This window comes from Pedobacter sp. CG_S7, assembly GCF_040544395.1.
Lineage (GTDB): Bacteria > Bacteroidota > Bacteroidia > Sphingobacteriales > Sphingobacteriaceae > Pedobacter.
Genome location: NZ_JBEONS010000001.1, coordinates 156138 through 175754 on the forward strand (window position 1 = coordinate 156138; position 19617 = coordinate 175754).

Consider the following 19617-nt stretch of genomic DNA (forward strand, 5'->3'; position numbering starts at 1 on the left):
TGGGGAAGGCACAATCAAAATACTGTTAAATATGTTTGTACAAAAAAGAGACGGCCGCCAGGAAGTGGTCAAATTTGATAAAATTACGGCTCGCATTGAAAAGCTATGTTATGGCTTCAACCCTGAGTTGGTTGACCCAATTGATGTAGCTAAAAAGGTAATTGAAGGATTGTATGATGGGGTAACTACTTCAGAACTCGATAACCTTGCTGCAGAAACGGCAGCCTCCTTAACCACTAAACATCCTGATTATGCCTTGCTGGCTTCCAGGATTGCGGTCTCTAATTTGCATAAAAACACCACTAAATCGTTCTCAAAAACGATGGAGATGTTATACAATTATGTGGATTCAAAAACCGGTAAATCAGCGTCTCTTATTGCAGAAGATGTTTGGCAGGTGATTAAAGAAAATGCAGATATTTTAGACAGCACTATTATTTACGACAGAGATTTTGGCTTTGATTACTTCGGTTTTAAAACCTTAGAGAAATCATACCTCCTAAAAATTGAAGGTCAGATCGTGGAGCGCCCGCAGCATTTATTTATGCGTGTATCCGTAGGAATCCATAAAGAAGATATTGAAAGTGCTATTGCTACTTATAACCTGATGAGTGAGCGTTGGTTTACCCATGCTACACCTACCTTATTTAATGCGGCTACGCCAAAACCTCAAATGTCTTCCTGCTTTTTGTTAACCATGCAGGATGACAGCATTGAAGGAATATACGATACTTTGAAACAAACTGCTAAAATCTCTCAGAGTGCAGGTGGTATTGGTTTAAGTATTCATAATATCAGGGCAACAGGCACTTACATTGGTGGTACCAACGGCACCAGTAATGGTATTGTACCCATGCTAAAAGTTTTTAATGACACGGCACGATACGTAGATCAGGGTGGTGGTAAGCGTAAAGGCGCTTTTGCAATTTACCTGGAGCCTTGGCATGCTGATGTTTTCAGTTTCCTTGACTTGCGTAAAAACCATGGTAAAGAAGAATTGCGTGCACGTGATTTGTTCTACGCTTTATGGATTTGCGATCTATTTATGAAACGTGTGGAAGAAAATGGCGAATGGAGCCTTTTTTGTCCGCATGAAGCACCAGGTTTAGCTGATTGTTTTGGCGAAGAATTCGATGAATTGTATACCCGTTACGAGCGTGAAGGTAAAGCAAGAAAAACCATTAAAGCTCAAGAGCTTTGGTTTGCCATACTGGATTCTCAAATTGAAACTGGCACACCTTATTTATTGTATAAAGATGCGGCTAATAGCAAATCGAACCAGCAAAACCTGGGTACCATTAAAAGCTCTAACTTGTGCACAGAAATTATTGAATATACCTCAAAAGACGAGGTGGCGGTATGTAATTTAGCTTCCCTGGCTTTACCAAGATACGTCATCAATGGAGAGTTTGATCACCAGAAATTATATGAGGTAACTTACCAGGCTACTTTAAACCTCAATAAGATTATCGACCATAACTATTATCCGGTAGAAGAAGCCAGGAATTCTAACATGCGCCACAGACCTATAGGTTTGGGTGTTCAAGGATTGGCGGACGCTTTTATCTTATTGCGCCTTCCTTTTGAAAGCGAGGAGGCAAAGGTGCTCAACAAAGATATCTTTGAAACGATCTATTTTGCTGCCATGAATGCTTCCCATGACCTTGCTGTTAAGCATGGTCCTTATCAAACATTTAAGGGCTCTCCTTTATCTAAAGGACAGTTTCAGTTTGATTTATGGAATGTTACACCAGATAGTAACCGTTGGGATTGGGAAACATTGCGTGAAAAAGTTATTAAAAACGGTGCTTACAATTCTTTATTAGTAGCTCCGATGCCAACAGCTTCTACTTCTCAAATATTGGGTAACAATGAATGCTTCGAGCCTTATACTTCTAATATTTATACCAGAAGAGTTTTAAGCGGAGAATTTGTTGTTGTAAATAAACACTTGTTAAAAGATTTAGTGGCTTTAGGATTGTGGAATACAGCAATGAAAGATAGGATTATTTTGGCGAATGGCTCTATTCAACACATACCTGAAATTCCTGATTACATTAAGGAATTATATAAAACTGTTTGGGAAATTAAAATGCGTAGTATTATTGATATGGCCGCCGATCGTGGTGCTTATATCTGCCAGTCGCAATCATTGAACTTGTTCATTAATGCACCAAACACTTCTAAATTAACTTCAATGCATTTTTATGCCTGGAAGAAAGGTTTAAAAACTGGTATGTATTACTTGCGTACACAAGCTGCTGCTCAAGCAGTGAAGTTTACAGTTGAAAATCAGTCGGGTAAAAACCTGGAGCCAGTAATTCCAGAACATATTGAAGGAGGTGCAGAAGAAATTGCTGAAGGACCAGTTTGTTCTATGGAAGAAGGTTGTATCAGTTGCTCCGGTTAAAACAAGTAAAGCAATAAAGTATTACAAGGGGTAAGATTCATTTCTTACTCCTTTTTTTATGCGCTATCTTTGCGTTCATGGCTAAACATGAAATCATACCTTGCGAACGCTGTAATACTAGCATTGAATGTAAGGCTAATGCCTCTTTAAAATGCCAGTGTAATGCGGTTCAGCTAGACCTTAACGAAATGCAATACATCAGTGAATTGTATGATGGTTGCCTTTGTGCCCAATGCTTATTGGCGCTGCAAGCAGAATATCGTGCTGTAATGTTCGTCAATCCTGGTTAACCGGCTGTATTTGTCTCAACTGAAAACTTCAATCTTCCTGCAAACAAAAATTTTCTGTTAACTTTGTATTTCAAATTTTACAGAATGGCTAAAGTACAAGTTGGTTTGGTGCAGATGAGCTGTACCGCTAATAAAGAAGAAAATATAGAGAACGCGATTGTTAAAATCAGGGAAATTGCAGCACAGGGTGCTCAAGTTGTCTGCTTGCAGGAATTGTTTACCTCTCTTTATTTTTGTGATGTAGAGGATTACGACAATTTTAAATTGGCAGAAGCAATTCCTGGTCCTACAACAGACGCATTATCGAAAGTTGCTGCCGAATTAAAGGTAGTTATCGTTGCTTCACTATTTGAAAAAAGGGCTGAAGGCCTTTACCACAATACCACGGCTGTGTTAGATGCTGATGGAGCATATTTAGGTAAATACCGTAAAATGCACATCCCTGATGATCCTGGTTTTTATGAGAAATTTTACTTCACTCCTGGTGATTTAGGCTATAAAGTATTCAACACTAAATATGCAAAAATAGGTGTCCTGATTTGCTGGGACCAATGGTACCCGGAAGCAGCAAGACTAACCGCATTAATGGGGGCAGACTTTTTGGTTTATCCTACTGCTATAGGTTGGGCAAGCACACAAGATGAAGAAACGAATAAAGAACAATACAATGCCTGGCAAACTATACAACGTTCGCATGCTATTGCCAACGGTATTCCCGTTGTCAGTATTAATCGCGTAGGCGAAGAAGCAGGAGTTAAATTCTGGGGTGGGTCTTTTGTTTCCAATCCATTTGGAACCCTGTTATACCAGGCTTCGCACAATGAAGAAGAATTGAAGGTTGTAACGCTCGACTTATCAAAATCTGATAGTTACAGAACACATTGGCCTTTTTTGCGCGACAGGCGCATTGACAGTTATTCACAAATCACAAAAAGATACATAGATGACGAATCTATTTAACGATACACCTAAGAAACAGGGTTATGTTTTCCCTCCTGAATGGGCACAGCATGAGGCTACCTGGCTAACCTGGCCACATAAAGAAGCTTCCTGGCCCGGTAAATTAGAAACAATTTATGCGCCCTACTGTGCATTTATAAAAGTACTGGCACAAGGCGAAAAAGTAAGGATCAACATCAATGATGAAGAAACCAAGGCTTTTGCCATTGCTGAACTTGAAAAAGCAGGGGTAGATTTAGCTAATATTGAATTTTATTTCCATCCCAGCAATGATGCATGGTGCCGTGATCACGGTCCTGCTTTTTTGTTAAACAAAGATGGGAGTAAAAAAGTGGTCATAGATTGGGCTTACAATGCATGGGGTAATAAATATCCACCCTATGAACTTGATGATGTGATTCCGACTAGAATAGCTGAGCATTTTAAATTGCCGCTTTACATCCCGGGTATTGTGATGGAAGGTGGTTCTGTAGAATTCAATGGTGCAGGTACTATTTTAACCACTACTGCTTGTTTATTAAATGAAAATAGAAATCCTGACCTTAGTAAATTCCAGATTGAACAGTACCTGATGGATTACTATGGTGTGGAACAAGTGCTTTGGTTGGGCGATGGTATTGTAGGAGATGATACAGATGGTCATATTGATGACATTACCCGTTTTGTGAACCGTAATACAGTGCTTACCGTAGTAGAAAGTAACCCATTGGATGACAATTACGTATTGCTGCAGGAAAACCTGGAAAGCTTAAAAGGAATGCGCTTATTAAATGGCGAGGCTTTAAACATCATCACTTTGCCAATGCCATCACCGGTTATCCATGAAGATACCCGTTTGCCAGCTTCTTATGCTAACTTTTATATTGCCAATAAAGCCGTTATCGTGCCTACTTTCAGGGACGTCAACGATACTATTGCTTTAGCAATAATCCAGAAAGCCTTTCCCGACCGTGAGGTTGTTGGAATAGATTCTATAGATATCATTTGGGGCTTGGGTAGCTTCCATTGTTTAAGTCAGCAGGAACCTGCAATTACCCATTAACTTTATCCTTACTCTATAACCAAATTTATACATGAAATTACTTGAAGGAAAAACCGCACTGATTACTGGTGCTTCAAAAGGAATAGGCCGTAAAATAGCAGAAACATTTGCAGCACAAGGTGCTAATGTAGCTTTTACTTATTTATCATCTGTTGAAAAAGGCGAAGCGCTGGAACAGGAATTGCAATCGTATGGAACTAAAATTAAAGGCTACCGTTCTGACGCTTCGAAATTTGATGAAGCAGAGCAATTAATCAGTGCTATTGTGGCTGATTTCGGTACCCTGGATATTGTGGTTAATAATGCCGGTATCACAAAAGATGGTTTGTTAATGCGAATGAGTGAACAAAATTGGGATGACGTGATCAATGTAAACTTGAAATCCGTTTTCAATGTGACTAAAGCTGCCTCAAAAATTATGATGAAAAATCGTAAAGGTGTATTTATCAACATGAGCTCTGTGGTTGGCGTACAAGGAAATGCAGGTCAGGCTAATTATGCCGCATCAAAAGCAGGTATTATAGGTTTCTCTAAGTCAGTTGCAAAAGAATTAGGTTCACGTAACATCCGTTCCAATGTGGTGGCCCCGGGTTTTATTCGTACAGAGATGACCGAAGTATTAGATCCAAAAGTTGTTCAGGGCTGGGAGCAAGGTATACCTCTGAAAAGAGCAGGTGAGCCTGAAGACGTAGCTAATGTTTGTGTGTTTTTAGCCTCAGATATGAGCGCTTACGTAACGGGACAAGTGATTTCCGTTTGCGGAGGGATGCTTTAAAATAAATTATTTCCTTGAAAACCCCGGCAATGCTTAATTACCGGGGTTTTTTGTTTGATAGTTTGCTGCTGATGGTTTCATCGATTTCATTTTATAAATTTGGAAGATGAACCGAATAAACCGTTTGTCTGCTATACTCATACAATTGCAGTCGCGCAGAACCGTTAAGGCTCAAGACATTGCTGACCGTTTTCAGATCAGTCTGCGAACCGTTTACAGAGATATTCGATCCTTAGAAGAAGCCGGTGTGCCGATTCTGGGTGAAGCGGGAATAGGGTATGCGCTGGCGGAGGGTTACAGGCTGCCTCCGGTAATGTTTACCCGCGAAGAGGCATTGGCTTTCATTACTGCAGAAAAGCTGGTGCTGAGCTTAACTGATGCAACGAACGGAAAATATTACAGTACAGCCCTTTATAAAATAAGGGCTGTACTTAAAACTACTGAAAAGGATTATCTGGAACAGCTTGACAATAGGATTCAAGTACTCAGAACTAACAAGCCGCCAGAACTTCAATCCCATCACAATCCCTTGCAAACCATTCTCCATGCCATTGCCATAAGGCAAGTGATGCAACTTAACTATTTCGCCTACTACAGGCAAATACACACTCAAAGGATCATAGAACCCATTGGTGTATTTTACCTCAGTCCTTACTGGCATTTGATTGCCTATTGTAGGGAAAGAAAAGCTTTCCGGGATTTCCGGTTTGACAGAATTACAGATATCAGTACCACTTCTGAAAAATTTATTGATGTTCACCCTTCTCTAAAAACGATTTTAAATGATCAATATAAAGAAATGCAGCTGCAGGAAGTTATCTTAAGCATCGATCAACATGCCTGTCTGCATCTTGGCGAACAAAAATATTACCAAGGTTATGTGTTTGAAAATCAAACATCAAAAGGTGTCGAGATGCATTTTCTGACTGTTTCTTTAGAGGGCTTTGCTCGATGGTATATGACGTTCGCCGACCATGCAAATATCATTCATCCAGTAGCATTGCTGACCCGCGTAAAGACTCTTTTTTCTGCTATTAGTGAAAAATTAGAAAATTAATCAGCACTGCTGACATAGGGTTGTCACCATGCAGTGATATCTTTGAATATATCAAAACAAAAATATGAAATCAACTATTCAAAGTTTACTGAAAGAATTAAAACAGGAGTCATTAGTTACCCGTAAAATGCTAGAGCGTATTCCATCCGACAAACAGGATTGGCAGCCTCATGAAAAAAGTATGCCTATCAGGCAATTGGCGGCACATCTAGCAGAATTGCCCGATTGGATAAGTTTGGCTTTTACCACCGAAGAACTTGATTTTGGTGGAAAGCCTTATGAGTTGCCTTCCTGGGTGGATAATTCAGCACTGTTGGCTATTCTTGAAAAATCCCTCGCAGGAGCAGAGAAAAACCTTGAAAATGGTAAAGATGAAGATTTATTGCCGAATTGGACTTTAAGGAATGGTGATCAGGTGCTGATGACAATCACCAAAGGAGAGCTCATACGTCATGCTTTAAGTCAGACCATCCATCACCGAGCTCAATTAGGTGTTTACCTTCGTTTGCTTGATGTACCACTTCCTGCTACCTATGGCCCCAGTGCAGATGAGCCCAGTTTCTAACTCCAACTAAACAAAGAAAAGCTTTTTAATTTTTTTACGCCTTTCCAATTGTAATCTTCTTTTCTGGTAACTTTTGGAATTCTAAATTCCCTTAAAAGTTAAATACGCTGTAAATGGAAAAAACATTATTTACAATAAATTGTTTAATTAAAATTGTATCCTTAATCTTATTTTATCTATGAGTAATAGTGAAGGTTTAATTCTGAAACAGATGACGCTTCAATCTGATGATATATTTTTTATTTTCAATGCTACCGAACGTCGTTTTAAATTTGTGAATACCGCATTTGAAGAAATTACGAGGAGAAAATCCGACGAACTGTTTAAAAACCCTGGGTTATTACTTAAAATAGTATTCAAAGACGATTTGCAATATGTTAAACTTAATTTTAAAGCTCTTTTAAAGAAGGAAACAAGTAGTTTGTTGAATTTTAGGGTTGTAAGGCCAGATAAAACAGAAAGATGGATAAGTCTTAAGGTATATCCTATTGTGGAGGACGGTAAGATACAGTATTTATGCGGTATGGGAGAAGATGAAACAGCCAGGATAGCGAGTGTGTTCAATATGCAAAAGATAAACGGGTGGAAAAATTCTACTCTTGAAATTCTCTCCCATGATTTACGCGGTCCCATCGGAACAGTGAAAATGCTGGCCTCTGTTATTGCTAAAAAATTGCCGGAAAATGAGGAGATCCATAAGCTTACAGAATTGATTGAAGATATTTCCAGAAGAAACATTAATTTAATTAATACAGTACTTAAGCGGGAAGCACTTGATACTGCCGAAGTGGCAATGAGTAAAGAGCGGTTGGATGTGGTTTGGGAGATTAAACAGGTGATGGAAATTTATATTAAATCGCAAGAGGCAATTCACAAAAAATTAGGTTTCACCCATTCTCATAAAGAAATTTATGTTAATGCAGACAGTATGAAGTTCCTTCAAATTATTAATAATTTAGTTTCAAACGCCATAAAATTCACGAGAGAAAATGGAAGTATTCAGGTACATGTAGAGAAATTAGAAAAAACTTTTCTGGTTACGGTAGCTGATGACGGAATAGGTATTCCAAGAAGTTTGCGACCTATTCTTTTTAAAAAATATACTAAAGCAGGAAGGGCAGGGGTAAATGGCGAAGACTCTATGGGATTAGGGATGTGGATTGTGAAATCACTTACCGAAAGTCATGGCGGTAGTGTCTGGTTTGAAAGTGAGGTAAATAAAGGGACAAAGTTCTACCTCGAAATTCCGTTGGGGTCTATTTAAGATTGATTATTTTTTTGGTGCTTCCTTTATGATCACGAAAATATCTTCATTATCTTTTTTCATGAAATACTTTTCCCGGGCAAATTTTTCAGCAGATTTAAGGTTTGTGCTGAGCTCTTTTAAATCTTTCTTAACTTGAGCCGTTTCTTTTTGGTAGAAATTTTTTTCTTCGCGAAGATCTTTCACTTCGTGACGGAACTCATACTGAGAAAGTACATCGTTTTTGTCAAAAAATAACATCCAGACCACAAAGGCCGCAGTTGCGACAAAATATTTATTGCGGAAAAGTTCAATTAAGCGATTCATGGCTACAAAGATAAAACAAAAAATCCCTGCCTAATTAAAGGTAGGGATTTATTTTGTTAAAATTTATTGCCAGCATTACTGGCGCTATGATAATAATTATTTTTTTAAGAATTTGAAATCTTTACCAATAAAACGTGCTGCAGAACCTAATTCTTCTTCAATACGTAACAATTGGTTGTATTTTGCAATCCTGTCAGAACGTGAAGCAGAACCTGTTTTAATTTGACCACAGTTCAAGGCAACCGCTAAATCAGCAATTGTAGTGTCTTCAGTTTCACCACTTCTATGACTCATTACCGAGGTATAGCCACTGTTTTGTGCTAAACTAACCGCATTAATCGTTTCTGTTAAAGTACCGATCTGGTTAACTTTCACTAAAATAGAGTTTGCAATATTTTTATCTACACCTTGTTGTAAGCGTTTTACGTTGGTCACAAATAAATCATCACCTACCAATTGTACTTTATCACCAATTGCTCTTGTTAAAGCTTCCCATGCAGCCCAGTCATCTTCATCCAAACCATCTTCAATTGAAATGATAGGATATTTGCTTGCCCAGTCTACCCAGTAATTAACCATCTCATCAGAAGTTAATTTCTCGCCAGAAGATTTGTGGAAATTATAGGTTTTTGTTTTCGAATCGTACATCTCAGAAGCTGCAGCATCCATTGCTATCCAAATATCTTTTCCTGGCGTAAAGCCTGAAGCCTCAATTGCCGTTAATACCGTTTCAATAGCTTCAACGTTAGAACCGATGTTTGGGGCAAAACCACCTTCATCACCAACATTTGTAGAATATCCTTTTTTCTTTAATACTGTTTTCAGGTTATGGAAAACTTCAGTACCCATTTGCAAAGCTTCAGAGAAACTTTTTGCACCTAAAGGCATGATCATAAATTCCTGAAAATCAATTTTATTATCCGCATGTGCACCACCATTTAAGATGTTCATCATCGGTATCGGTAAAGTATTTGCATTTACACCACCAATATAACGGTATAAAGGTTGTCTGCTTTCTTGTGCGGCAGCTTTAGCTACAGCAAGTGAAACACCAAGAATTGCATTAGCACCCAGGTTACCTTTGTTTTCAGAACCATCAAGATTGATCATCAATTTATCGATCAAATTCTGTTCAAAAACATCAACACCTTGCAGTTCTTTAGCTATTTTGCTATTTACATTATCAACAGCTTTTAATACACCTTTGCCCATGTAGACTTTATCATCTCCGTCTCTCAGTTCAACTGCCTCATGTTTACCTGTGCTGGCTCCAGAAGGAACTGCTGCACGGCCCATGTTGCCGTTTTCTGTTACTACCTCTACTTCAATTGTAGGGTTGCCTCTTGAATCGAGGATCTGTCTTGCGTGAACATCAATAATTAAACTCATTTTTATTAATTTTATGGTTAAATCCGTCTTAGTGTAAATTATACAATTACTAAGCGTATATCCAAAGTTAAAATAAATTTTAAATTATCAGTTAGATTGTCCATTTTTTTGACGTTGTTTTATGCCAATCACCTGTGAAACAATTAAAAGACTCATGCTCACCACGCCAGCATAATTTACATAATGCGCTTTCCAGCTAAAATTGTTTTGATAAAGTATAACCAGATTTACGATTAAAACAATCGAAAAAAGTATAATAAGTAGTTTTGCTTTCATAAAATTATTCCCATTTAAAAACTTTTACGGCAGCGGCATAAACCACCACTCCCCAAAGTAACATAATCAAAATTTGAGTTTTCACCTCCCATAAACCTGCACCTTCAAAGGCTACTTTTCGCATCGCATCATTCAAATAGGTGAGTGGCAATGCCCTGCTGATTGGTTGTAACCAGTTAGGGAAAGCATCAATAGAAAAGAAAGTGCCTGAAAGTAAAAACTGTGGTAAGGTAATAATATTAGAGATGGGCGGTATAGTACTCTCGCTTTTCGCAATGCCAGATACCACAAACCCGAACCCCATAAACACAATAACACCAATAGTAGCAAGCAAAAGCATGTTTATGACAGTTATAAAACCATGTATCAGAGTAAAGTTGAAAAATAATCGCCCAAGGATAATTATAAATAAAGCGCCCAACAAAGAGAAACCAATACGCGCAAGGCATTCTCCTAAAACAATGCTCGACCGCCTTACCGGAGTGGCAAAAAACCGTTTAATTACTAACGTTTGTCGTAAATTAAAAAAAACGAAAGCAGTACCAAAAACACCTGTACTTAACAAGGCAAAGCCTAGCTGCCCGGGTAAAATAAAGTCAATGGTCCGGTATATTCTGCCTGTCATTGTACTTTCGTTAATTTCTGCAACAGTAGGTTTTGTATCTTTCGTGTTCAGCGTGAAAAGTAAATTGTTTAAGATAGATTTTAAGATATTCGCTTTATCTAAAGAGGCTGAAGTATAAGTCACGTTTGCACTATAAGCTGGTAAACCAGTAGCATTTTTCTTTACAGCTATCGAGGCATCCAGGTTTCCTTTTTCCAAAGCTGCCTTAATTTCCTGTGCATTTTTGTTTTTAGTTAAACGGACTACCGAAATCTGCTCTAATGCTGCTATAACAGGGTTATTTACGTCGGAGCCTGGTAATACGGCGAGGTCAACTTTTACGCCACCACCGCCCATAAATCCAAAAACCAATATAAAGATCAGGGGAAATGCCAGGGTGAAAACCACTGCAGAAGGACTACGGGTGATGGATCTGAAACTTGCTTTGGCCAGGGCCAGGGTTGCCCTAGTATTATTGTAAGGTTTATTCATTTTTTTTTGTTTACCCCTCCCGCCATTCCTGGCCTGTTAGGTTAATAAATACATCTTCCAGGTTTGCTTTTTTAACTTCTTTCTTCCGTTCGAAGCCACTGTTCACCAAATTGTCTATTAAATTATCTGGGGTATCCAGCGCTATTATTTTACCGTTTTCCACAAAAGCCACCCGGTCACATAGCTGCTCTGCCTCATCCATATAATGCGTGGTTATCACTACTGTGGTGCCGTTGTTACGTATGCCGATGATTAAGTCCCATAAATTTCGTCGTGCCTGTGGGTCAAGTCCTGTAGTTGGCTCATCAAGGAAAATGATTTTAGGGTTATTGATCAACGTTGTAGCAATGGAGAAGCGTTGTTTTTGTCCGCCCGATAAAGCTTTGTATTTCGCCTTAGCTTTATCCTGTAAATTTACCTTGCCCAACATTTCCATTGGATTGATGTCTACACCATATAAACCGGAAAAAAGTTCCAGCAGTTCCACCAAATTCAAGTTCGGATAATAACCTGCCGCTTGCAATTGCACACCAATAATTTGTTTGATTTGCTGGACATCCTTGTCAACAGAAAAACCAGCTACCAAAATCTCTCCTGAAGTTTTTTCCCTTAGCGTTTCGATAATCTCCAATGTGGTGGTTTTTCCGGCGCCATTTGGCCCTAGTAAACCAAAGATCTCGTTTTCAAAAACCTCAAAACTTATGCCCTGCACCGCCGCAAAGTCATCGTAGTTTTTTACCAGGTCCTTTACACTAATAATGGCCTTTTTTAAATCCATGATGTAAAAATAAAAGGTTTTAGGAAAAGAAACTGCTCTTTTCTCTAAAACCTGTAAAATATCGTTAAAGAATGTTTAATAACCTGCCTGAGCAGCTTACCAGGCTAATTCGCCTTTGATCATCTCAATAAAATCATCAAAAAGATAACGCGAATCGTGTGGGCCAGGAGAAGATTCTGGGTGGTATTGTACCGAGAATGCTTTTTTACCTTTCACACGTATACCTTCAATAGATTGATCGTTTAAGTTTAAATGCGTAATTTCTACTTTGTCAGAATTTCTAACCTCATCTGGCACTACGCCAAAACCATGGTTTTGTGAAGTTACTTCACAATGGTTTTTGATAATGTTTTTAACAGGGTGGTTCAATCCACGGTGACCATTAAACATTTTCATAGTACCAATTCCATTGGCTTGTGCCAATAACTGGTGACCGAGGCAGATACCGAACAATGGTTTATCAGCAGCTAAAATTTCTTTTACGGTTTCAATAGCGTAAGGCATCGCCGACGGGTCGCCGGGGCCGTTAGAAATGAAATAACCATCAGCACCCCATTTTTCCATTTCTTCAAAAGATGTTTTTGCTGGAAAAACTTGTACGTAAATATCTCTTAGGTCAAAATTACGCAGGATATTTTTTTTAATTCCAAGATCCAAAGCCGCAATTTTTAAGGATGCTTCTGGAGATCCATAGAAATAAGGCGTTTTTGTAGAAACTTGAGAAGATAACTCTAGTCCATCCATGGAAGGTACGGCAGCAAGTTTTGTTGTTAACTCCTCTAAATCTAAAATTTCGGAAGAAATAATGGCGTTCATTGCACCTTTATTCCTGATGTGACGAACCAAAGAACGCGTATCAATGTCAGAAATGCCGACAATGTTTTCATCTTGAAAGTAGTCTTGAATAGATTCAGAAGCTTCCTTGCGACTATAGCCGATGTTGTAGTTTTTACAAACCAGACCTGCAATTTTGATGGACTCAGACTCACCTTCTTCTTTATGTATACCATAATTTCCGATGTGGGCATTGGTAGTCACCATGATTTGTCCGAAATAAGAGGGATCTGTAAAAATCTCCTGGTAACCTGTCATTCCAGTATTGAAACAAATTTCTCCGGTAGTGGTGCCGATTTTCCCAGCAGCTTTGCCGTAAAATACGGTGCCATCTGCCAATAACAAGATCGCAGGTAACTTGATGTAGTTAGTCATGATAATATGAATCAGAAATTATATTGAAAAAAGAGAAAAAATAATAGGGAATAGAGGCATTGCCGCTGCTTTTACAATTAACAAATGTGCTGTTATATAACCCGTTCATTTCGGGATACAAAGATAGGTTTTTGACATCTAATTTCAATATTTTTTTTAATACTCCTCATTAGGCCAGTTTTTCAATTGTAAAACTTAATTTTGTTTTCCTAAAACTTATAGAAATGTCTGTAAATAAAGAATTAAAGCGCATCACTACTCATACCCTCCAGGAAATGAAAGATCGTGGTGAAAAGATTGCCATGTTAACTGCTTATGATTTTTCTATGGCAACCATTCTTGGCGATGCGGGTCTGGATGTATTGTTGGTTGGTGATTCCGCATCGAACGTGATGGCGGGTCATGAAACGACTTTACCCATTACGCTTGATCAAATGATTTATCATGCCCAAGGTGTAGTTAGAGGAGCCGGACGTGCATTTGTAGTGGTTGATCTTCCTTTTGGTACTTATCAGGGAAATTCTAAAGAAGCGCTGAACTCGGCCATCAGAATTATGAAAGAATCTGGTGCGCATGGGGTGAAACTGGAAGGCGGAAAAGAAATTGTAGAATCTGTACAGCGCATTATTACTGCCGGCATACCCGTAATGGGCCATTTAGGTTTAACACCACAGTCTATTTATAAGTTTGGAACTTATACCGTAAGGGCTAAAAGTGAGCTCGAAGCGGAGAAACTAAAAAGTGACGCCTTAGTTTTACAGGAAGCAGGTTGTTTTGCTGTAGTTCTGGAAAAAATACCTGCAAAATTAGCGAAAGTGGTCTCTGAAAGTCTGCACGTGCCAACGATCGGTATCGGTGCTGGTCCGCATTGCGATGGACAAGTACTTGTAGTAAATGACATGATTGGATTAACCAAAGGTTTCAGGCCACGGTTTTTACGTCAGTACCTTGATTTATATGAAGGTATTAAAGGTGCTGCCGAATCCTATATTAATGATGTAAAAGGGAAAGATTTCCCCAACGAAAAAGAACAGTACTAATGCCTATTACCGAAAAAGATATCCTTTTTGAAGACAACCATTTAATAGCAGTAAATAAGCGTGCAGGAGATATTGTGCAGGTTGATGAAACTGGTGATGAGTCGCTGGACGAAAAAGTGAAGAAATATATTGCCATTAAATACAATAAGCCCAATGAAGTTTATTTGGGTGTAATGCACCGCCTGGACCGTCCGGTTAGTGGTGTGATTTTGTTTGCCCGCACCAGTAAAGCGCTGGCACGCATGAACGACATGTTTAAAAACCGGGAGATAAAAAAGACTTATTGGGCAGTGGTAAGAAATAGGCCACCAGCAGAATCGGGTACTTTAATACATTGGCTGATTAAGAACACTCAAAAAAATGTGGTTACCGCATATCAAAAAGAAGTTGCCGGAAGCCAGCGTGCGGAGCTGAGCTATAAAATGATCGGCGAATTGAACGGCTTTTACCTTCTCGAAATAGATCCGCTAACAGGAAGGTCACATCAAATCAGAGTGCAGCTTTCCAGTATGGGTTGTCCAATTGTTGGAGACAATAAATATGGTTACCCCAGAGGGAGCCGTAAAGGCAGTATTTGTTTACATGCCCGCAGGTTGCAATTTATCCATCCCGTTAAAAAAGAACTAGTTACTATTTTTGCTAAGTTGCCTGTAGATGGTTTTTGGGAGCGTTTTGAGGGGTTTTAAAACCCCTTATAAACAATCTGTTTTTGTTAAAGTTATACCATTAGAGCTAAAATCTAAATTTTGAGTGGCCTTAAAAACCATCTTGCCATCTTTCTCTTCCGCAGCACCATAGCCTTCAATTAATTGATTGCCTCTCTTTAAAAAGGCAATTTGCCTGACAGAAGTTGTGCCTTCCGAATTAAAAGTATAGTCCATCATAAGGGTGTCGCCCTTCATTTCGCCGCTTACCTTTCCTGCGTTTTTATCTTTTTCAAACAAATTATAAGTCAACTCACCCTTGTGCTTGTTGCCATCGCTGGTTAGGGTTAAGGAAACGGTATCTCGGTTCTTAATATATAAATAACAATCTTGCTGCACACCATCTATGATAGCTTCTTCTAATCCAGTTTTTCCTGGTGTTTTTGTTTTTGAGGTATCCTGGCAAGCTGTCATCAGGATAGTTAATGCAAAGAGTATCATTAAATAATTTTTCATAATTATATCATTAATTTTTCAAAGGCAATTAAGCTCTCCTAAGCAAGATCAATAAGGTAACAATTAAAAACGGAAATAGTTAGGCTCATTCTAAAGCCGGGGCAAGAACCAGGCAACAACGCACCTGGTAGGGAGCTGGTAGGGACCTCGTAGCGGAAAACCGAAACCAGCTCCCTATTAACTCCCCAATAGGCCACGTTTAGGTAGTATCTATGATAAAAGCAAAGTTGGGCGGTAGTTTTACCATACAAAAGTACCAGCTGCTCCTGCAGGTAAACTTACGCTCACCATTTTGCCTTCACTTTTAATGTTGAAATTTTGTTCAGCAGTACCCGTATTTGTAACAATTAAAACTTTTTTGCCTTCTGGCGTTTTAAAAGCAACATTTGGTAAGCTTTCTATATTGTTGGAAGCTATTCTGGTAGAATTTTGAGGTACAAATTTTGAAGCATGTGCAATTACATAATAGGCTACATTTCTGGTCACCGATTGTCCAATGGTTAAAGCACCTAAACAAGTCACACAACCACCATCGGTATGAGGGCCATAGCCAGGATCTGCCGCCAGGTTCCACTCTAAAACATTCTTGCTCCAGTTGCGGGTAGCGCCAATAATAAGGGTGGAGACGTGCCATTTAAGGTCTTCAGCGAAGTTGCCTGGTCCGCCAACCCATTGTTCTGTAAAATATATATTCTTATCGGGATGGGCATCATGCACTTTTGATAAGGCATCTATTGTGCCACCATATAGGTGGAAAGCAGAACCATCAACATATTTCTTTGCTTCCGGATCATCTAAAATCGAGATCGGGTACTCGGGCTTGTCTGCATTATGGTCATATAAAATGATTTTTGTTTTCAGTCCTTCGGCTTTAAAAAGCGGACCTAAAGCTGTTTTAATAAAATTGGCCTGATCTGGGGCTTCCATATACATGCTGGGTACATTACCGGGGTGTAAAGGTTCATTTTGGATGGTAACGGCATCGATGGTTATCCCCAGTTCTGCCATTGCTTTGATGTATTTTGCAAAATACCGTGCAAAACTCTGGTAGTATTCAGGTTTTAAACTGCCACCTTTAAAACTTTTATTGTCCTTCATCCAGGTAGGTGCTGTCCATGGTGAACCCAATATTTTAATAGCAGGGTTAATTTTTACGATCTTCTTTAAGATTGGAATAAGGTCGGTCATTTCCATTGCCATAGCGAATTTATCCTGATTTACATCAGTTTCTCCAGCTGGAAGTTCATTATAGGTGAAGGTGCTAGCACTTAAATCTGAAGCACCAATGCTGACCCTTAAATAGTTAATGCCAATACCATTGCCTTCTGGAGAAAACAGTTCCTGTAAAAGGGCATCTTTTTCAGTTTCTGCTAGGCCATTAATCAGGCTGGCGCTTCCGCCTGTTAACGTATAGCCAAAGCCATCAATAGTTTGAAAGCTTTCTTTTTCATTAACTACTATAGTAGGGTTGCTGTTAGTAGCCTCGATAAAGTTTAATACCGTGTTTTGCTTTGCCAGTAGGGCTGATTTATCTCCCTTTGTTAACCAAAAAGACACGTCACTTTTAGTTGCATCAGCTATTTCACCGTTTTTTTTATTACTGCAGGCACTCAAGGTAAGCACCATAAATAAAGCAAGGTAGTTAATAGGGTTCATCAAGTTTTTATAACTCATAATTGAAATTGATTTTTTGATTAGCAATTTGTATGGTAAAGTCGCCAGCCTCAGTTATAGCCTTTAATTCTGGTGTAATAAAGCTCAGGTCTGCCGCGGTTAATTTAAAAGTTACAGTTTTTGTTTCTCCGGGTTTTAAGTCAATTTTATCAAAGCCTCTAAGGCGTTTAGCATCCGGACTAATCAAGGTTGCTACCAGGTCTGAAGTATACATCAACACACTTTCTTTGCCAGAAACTTTGCCGCTGTTAGTTACGTTTACTGAAACAGTTAAAGTTTCACCAGCTTTTAAGATGCTGTTGCTTAATTTGATGCCGCTATAGGTAAAAGTAGTGTAACTTAAGCCATGACCGAATACATATTGTGGGTTATAATCTGCATCATAGTTATAAACACCTTCGGTAGTCGATCTTGATTCAGCTGGTTTATGGTAGTAATTGAATAGAGCATTGGGGTATTGCGGATAAGTATAGGGCAGTCTGCCTGAAGGGTTAACATCGCCAAATAAAATTGCAGCTAAAGCATCTCCGCCGAAGTTTCCCGGAAGGTAGGTTTGTACCACTGCCTGCATTTTACGCTCAAATTTGCTTATCACCCTAGGTCTGCCTTCATTTAAGACTAAAATGATTTTTTTACCTGTTGCAGCCAGTCTTTGTGCCAGTTCAGTTTGCAGGTCTGATAAGTAAAGGTCACTTAAGTTGCCCGGTGTTTCAGTATAACTGTTCTCTCCTAAACAAAGAATTACTACATCTGCATCTTTTGCAGCTAATACAGCCTCTTCTAACTTGTCGGCATATTCTTCGAAATATTTGCCATCCATTTTATAGCTTACACCAGGTATATAAGTAACATTTTGGGCGCCGGCTTTTTGTTGTAAAGCTTCTAATATGGTGTTGTATTTGGCGGCAAACTCCTCTACTTTTTCTCCTTGCCAGGAGTAAGTCCAGGCACCATTTAAGGTTCTCATGGAATTGGCATTCGGGCCTGTGACTAATATTTTGGTGTTTTTGCTTAGCGGTAAAGCGTTATCATTGTTTTTTAACAAGGTAATTGATTCTGCAGCATTGTTATAGGCAGCCAATTCAAATTCTTTACTTGCAAATTTAGGGTAATCTTTAGGGTTAGTGGTTGGTTTTTCAAAAAGATTCAAATCATATTTAACCAATAAAATTCTTCTTACGGCATCATTGATGCGTTCTTCGGTAACTTTACCTTCTTTAACCAAAGCAATCAGGTCATCGCAGAAAGGCTCATAGTTATAAGCAATCATTGACATGTCGATACCTGCGTTGATGGCAATTCTAACGGCTTCTTTATTGTCTTTTGCTACGCGGTCTCTTTGATAAAGGTTTTCTACATCTCCCCAATCGGTTACTACCAGACCTTTAAAGCCCAATTCTTCTTTTAGTAATTTGGTAAGGATGTTATAATTGGCATGTACAGGAACGCCGTTGATGATACCAGAGTTTACCATAATGGTTTTTGCTCCTGCATCTATCGCTTTTTTGAAAGGAGGGAGGTGGTATTCCCGCAGCGCCTGGTCTGAAATAACGGCAGGGGTTCTGTCTTTACCAGATACCGGTACCTGGTAACCCAAGAAGTGTTTGACCGAAGAGGCTACTTTAAAAGGATTAGCTACATCATTGTTTTCACCCTCAAATCCTTTTACCATTTCATAACCCAGTTCTCCAACCAGGTAGGGGTCTTCACCAAAACTTTCCCATTGGCGTGGGAAACGTGGGTCTGCACCTAAATCTAAAAGTGGGGAGAATGCCCATGGAATAGCACTTGCACGGGTTTCATAGGCAGATATTTCTGCACCCTGGCGCACTAATGCACGGTTAAATGTTGCCGCCTGACCAATTTGCTGTGGAAACATGGTAGCGCCTACTGTATAAGTTTCTCCATGGATGGCATCAATACCATAAATGACTGGGATTTTATTAGGGGTTTTTGTCATAGCCGCCTTTTGAATCTGGCTTATGATTTTATACCATACGTCTGTGCTTCGTGCCCGGTTATTAGAAGTGTTTAACACCGATCCAATCTTGTATTTTACCAGCGCTTTTTCCAGTTCTTTTTGATCCAGTGAAAAAGGCTCTGCACTAGAATAGCGGTCTCCGCCTTTACCAACTACATCAAGGGTAATTTGAGCCATCTGGCCTACTTTTTCTTCCAGGGTCATCTTCTTTAACAGGGCTTCAACTTTTGCCTCATTATTGGTTTGTGCCCTAGCTGTTAATACACTGCCAGCAAGCAGCAACAGTGCTAAATTTCTTCTTAATATCATTGGGTATGTTTATATAAAAAAGCTGTTTACACAGCC

The 19617-nt window shown here is 39.1% G+C and carries 19 protein-coding genes; 10 read left to right on the forward strand and 9 right to left on the reverse strand.

What is annotated here, in order from left to right; all coding sequences use genetic code 11:
- Nucleotides 1-31: 31 nt before the first annotated feature.
- The 8 genes from AAKU52_RS00760 (at nucleotide 32) to AAKU52_RS00795 (ending at nucleotide 8363) form a co-directional block, all read left to right on the forward strand.
- Nucleotides 32-2410, forward strand: a complete 2379-nt coding sequence (locus AAKU52_RS00760) for a ribonucleoside-diphosphate reductase subunit alpha (RefSeq protein WP_354329173.1) — start codon at nucleotides 32-34, stop codon at nucleotides 2408-2410.
- Between the two features lie 77 nt (nucleotides 2411-2487).
- Nucleotides 2488-2700, forward strand: a complete 213-nt coding sequence (locus AAKU52_RS00765) for a cysteine-rich CWC family protein (RefSeq protein WP_354329176.1) — start codon at nucleotides 2488-2490, stop codon at nucleotides 2698-2700.
- An 84-nt stretch (nucleotides 2701-2784) separates the two neighbouring features.
- Nucleotides 2785-3660: a carbon-nitrogen hydrolase gene (locus AAKU52_RS00770; protein ID WP_354329178.1), complete on the forward strand. Its 876-nt coding sequence runs from the start codon at nucleotides 2785-2787 to the stop codon at nucleotides 3658-3660.
- A complete protein-coding gene (locus tag AAKU52_RS00775) occupies nucleotides 3644-4702 on the forward strand; it encodes an agmatine deiminase family protein (RefSeq protein ID WP_354329180.1) in 1059 nt (352 codons plus the stop codon). Before AAKU52_RS00770 ends, AAKU52_RS00775 begins: the two co-directional genes overlap by 17 nt.
- Before the next feature lie 31 nt (nucleotides 4703-4733).
- Nucleotides 4734-5477, forward strand: a complete 744-nt coding sequence (gene fabG / locus AAKU52_RS00780) for a 3-oxoacyl-[acyl-carrier-protein] reductase (RefSeq protein WP_354329182.1) — start codon at nucleotides 4734-4736, stop codon at nucleotides 5475-5477.
- A 106-nt stretch (nucleotides 5478-5583) separates the two neighbouring features.
- The gene (locus AAKU52_RS00785; RefSeq protein ID WP_354329184.1) at nucleotides 5584-6534 is read left to right on the forward strand and encodes a helix-turn-helix transcriptional regulator; all 951 of its coding nucleotides are present in this window, start codon (nucleotides 5584-5586) and stop codon (nucleotides 6532-6534) included.
- A gap of 64 nt (nucleotides 6535-6598) precedes the next feature.
- Nucleotides 6599-7099, forward strand: coding sequence for a DinB family protein (locus AAKU52_RS00790; protein ID WP_354329186.1), 501 nt, complete (start codon nucleotides 6599-6601; stop codon nucleotides 7097-7099).
- Nucleotides 7100-7277: 178 nt separating this feature from the next.
- A complete protein-coding gene (locus tag AAKU52_RS00795; protein ID WP_354329188.1) occupies nucleotides 7278-8363 on the forward strand; it encodes a PAS domain-containing sensor histidine kinase in 1086 nt (361 codons plus the stop codon).
- Between the two features lie 6 nt (nucleotides 8364-8369).
- On the opposite strand, the gene AAKU52_RS00800 is transcribed toward AAKU52_RS00795, so the two are convergent.
- The 6 genes from AAKU52_RS00800 to carA form a co-directional block, all read right to left on the reverse strand.
- The gene (locus tag AAKU52_RS00800; RefSeq protein ID WP_354329190.1) at nucleotides 8370-8669 is read right to left on the reverse strand and encodes an FtsB family cell division protein; all 300 of its coding nucleotides are present in this window, start codon (nucleotides 8667-8669) and stop codon (nucleotides 8370-8372) included.
- A 96-nt stretch (nucleotides 8670-8765) separates the two neighbouring features.
- Nucleotides 8766-10058: a phosphopyruvate hydratase gene (gene eno, locus AAKU52_RS00805; RefSeq protein ID WP_354329192.1), complete on the reverse strand. Its 1293-nt coding sequence runs from the start codon at nucleotides 10056-10058 to the stop codon at nucleotides 8766-8768.
- A gap of 87 nt (nucleotides 10059-10145) precedes the next feature.
- Nucleotides 10146-10334, reverse strand: coding sequence for a hypothetical protein (locus tag AAKU52_RS00810; RefSeq protein ID WP_354329194.1), 189 nt, complete (start codon nucleotides 10332-10334; stop codon nucleotides 10146-10148).
- A gap of 4 nt (nucleotides 10335-10338) precedes the next feature.
- Nucleotides 10339-11430, reverse strand: a complete 1092-nt coding sequence (locus tag AAKU52_RS00815; RefSeq protein WP_354329196.1) for an ABC transporter permease — start codon at nucleotides 11428-11430, stop codon at nucleotides 10339-10341.
- Between the two features lie 10 nt (nucleotides 11431-11440).
- Complete coding sequence (locus AAKU52_RS00820) at nucleotides 11441-12208, reverse strand: ABC transporter ATP-binding protein (protein WP_354329198.1); 768 nt, start codon at nucleotides 12206-12208, stop codon at nucleotides 11441-11443.
- A gap of 96 nt (nucleotides 12209-12304) precedes the next feature.
- Nucleotides 12305-13417: a glutamine-hydrolyzing carbamoyl-phosphate synthase small subunit gene (gene carA, locus AAKU52_RS00825; protein WP_354329200.1), complete on the reverse strand. Its 1113-nt coding sequence runs from the start codon at nucleotides 13415-13417 to the stop codon at nucleotides 12305-12307.
- 224 nt (nucleotides 13418-13641) lie between these two features.
- Between carA and panB the strand changes: the two genes are divergently transcribed.
- Complete coding sequence (panB, locus tag AAKU52_RS00830; RefSeq protein ID WP_354329202.1) at nucleotides 13642-14457, forward strand: 3-methyl-2-oxobutanoate hydroxymethyltransferase; 816 nt, start codon at nucleotides 13642-13644, stop codon at nucleotides 14455-14457.
- On the forward strand, nucleotides 14457-15143 hold the full coding sequence (locus AAKU52_RS00835; protein ID WP_354329204.1) for an RluA family pseudouridine synthase: 687 nt from the start codon (nucleotides 14457-14459) through the stop codon (nucleotides 15141-15143). The genes panB and AAKU52_RS00835 overlap by 1 nt, the downstream gene beginning before the upstream one ends.
- Before the next feature lie 6 nt (nucleotides 15144-15149).
- On the opposite strand, the gene AAKU52_RS00840 is transcribed toward AAKU52_RS00835, so the two are convergent.
- The 3 genes from AAKU52_RS00840 to AAKU52_RS00850 form a co-directional block, all read right to left on the reverse strand.
- Nucleotides 15150-15617, reverse strand: a complete 468-nt coding sequence (locus AAKU52_RS00840; RefSeq protein ID WP_354329206.1) for a hypothetical protein — start codon at nucleotides 15615-15617, stop codon at nucleotides 15150-15152.
- Between the two features lie 240 nt (nucleotides 15618-15857).
- The gene (locus AAKU52_RS00845; protein ID WP_354329208.1) at nucleotides 15858-17291 is read right to left on the reverse strand and encodes a glycoside hydrolase family 30 protein; all 1434 of its coding nucleotides are present in this window, start codon (nucleotides 17289-17291) and stop codon (nucleotides 15858-15860) included.
- Entirely contained in the window at nucleotides 17281-19581 is a 2301-nt protein-coding gene (locus tag AAKU52_RS00850) for a glycoside hydrolase family 3 N-terminal domain-containing protein (protein ID WP_354329210.1), read from the reverse strand. Before AAKU52_RS00850 ends, AAKU52_RS00845 begins: the two co-directional genes overlap by 11 nt.
- Nucleotides 19582-19617 lie beyond the last annotated feature (36 nt).

Coding starts and splice junctions, on each gene's coding strand:
- eno (WP_354329192.1), bottom strand. CDS start 10,058: ATGAGTTTAATTATTGATGTTCACGCAAGACAGATCCTCGATTCAAGA.
- AAKU52_RS00785 (WP_354329184.1), top strand. CDS start 5,584: ATGAACCGAATAAACCGTTTGTCTGCTATACTCATACAATTGCAGTCG.
- AAKU52_RS00850 (WP_354329210.1), bottom strand. CDS start 19,581: ATGATATTAAGAAGAAATTTAGCACTGTTGCTGCTTGCTGGCAGTGTA.
- carA (WP_354329200.1), bottom strand. CDS start 13,417: ATGACTAACTACATCAAGTTACCTGCGATCTTGTTATTGGCAGATGGC.
- AAKU52_RS00845 (WP_354329208.1), bottom strand. CDS start 17,291: ATGAGTTATAAAAACTTGATGAACCCTATTAACTACCTTGCTTTATTT.
- AAKU52_RS00840 (WP_354329206.1), bottom strand. CDS start 15,617: ATGAAAAATTATTTAATGATACTCTTTGCATTAACTATCCTGATGACA.
- AAKU52_RS00770 (WP_354329178.1), top strand. CDS start 2,785: ATGGCTAAAGTACAAGTTGGTTTGGTGCAGATGAGCTGTACCGCTAAT.
- AAKU52_RS00765 (WP_354329176.1), top strand. CDS start 2,488: ATGGCTAAACATGAAATCATACCTTGCGAACGCTGTAATACTAGCATT.
- panB (WP_354329202.1), top strand. CDS start 13,642: ATGTCTGTAAATAAAGAATTAAAGCGCATCACTACTCATACCCTCCAG.
- AAKU52_RS00790 (WP_354329186.1), top strand. CDS start 6,599: ATGAAATCAACTATTCAAAGTTTACTGAAAGAATTAAAACAGGAGTCA.
- AAKU52_RS00760 (WP_354329173.1), top strand. CDS start 32: ATGTTTGTACAAAAAAGAGACGGCCGCCAGGAAGTGGTCAAATTTGAT.
- AAKU52_RS00795 (WP_354329188.1), top strand. CDS start 7,278: ATGAGTAATAGTGAAGGTTTAATTCTGAAACAGATGACGCTTCAATCT.
- AAKU52_RS00810 (WP_354329194.1), bottom strand. CDS start 10,334: ATGAAAGCAAAACTACTTATTATACTTTTTTCGATTGTTTTAATCGTA.
- AAKU52_RS00835 (WP_354329204.1), top strand. CDS start 14,457: ATGCCTATTACCGAAAAAGATATCCTTTTTGAAGACAACCATTTAATA.
- AAKU52_RS00775 (WP_354329180.1), top strand. CDS start 3,644: ATGACGAATCTATTTAACGATACACCTAAGAAACAGGGTTATGTTTTC.
- AAKU52_RS00800 (WP_354329190.1), bottom strand. CDS start 8,669: ATGAATCGCTTAATTGAACTTTTCCGCAATAAATATTTTGTCGCAACT.
- fabG (WP_354329182.1), top strand. CDS start 4,734: ATGAAATTACTTGAAGGAAAAACCGCACTGATTACTGGTGCTTCAAAA.
- AAKU52_RS00815 (WP_354329196.1), bottom strand. CDS start 11,430: ATGAATAAACCTTACAATAATACTAGGGCAACCCTGGCCCTGGCCAAA.
- AAKU52_RS00820 (WP_354329198.1), bottom strand. CDS start 12,208: ATGGATTTAAAAAAGGCCATTATTAGTGTAAAGGACCTGGTAAAAAAC.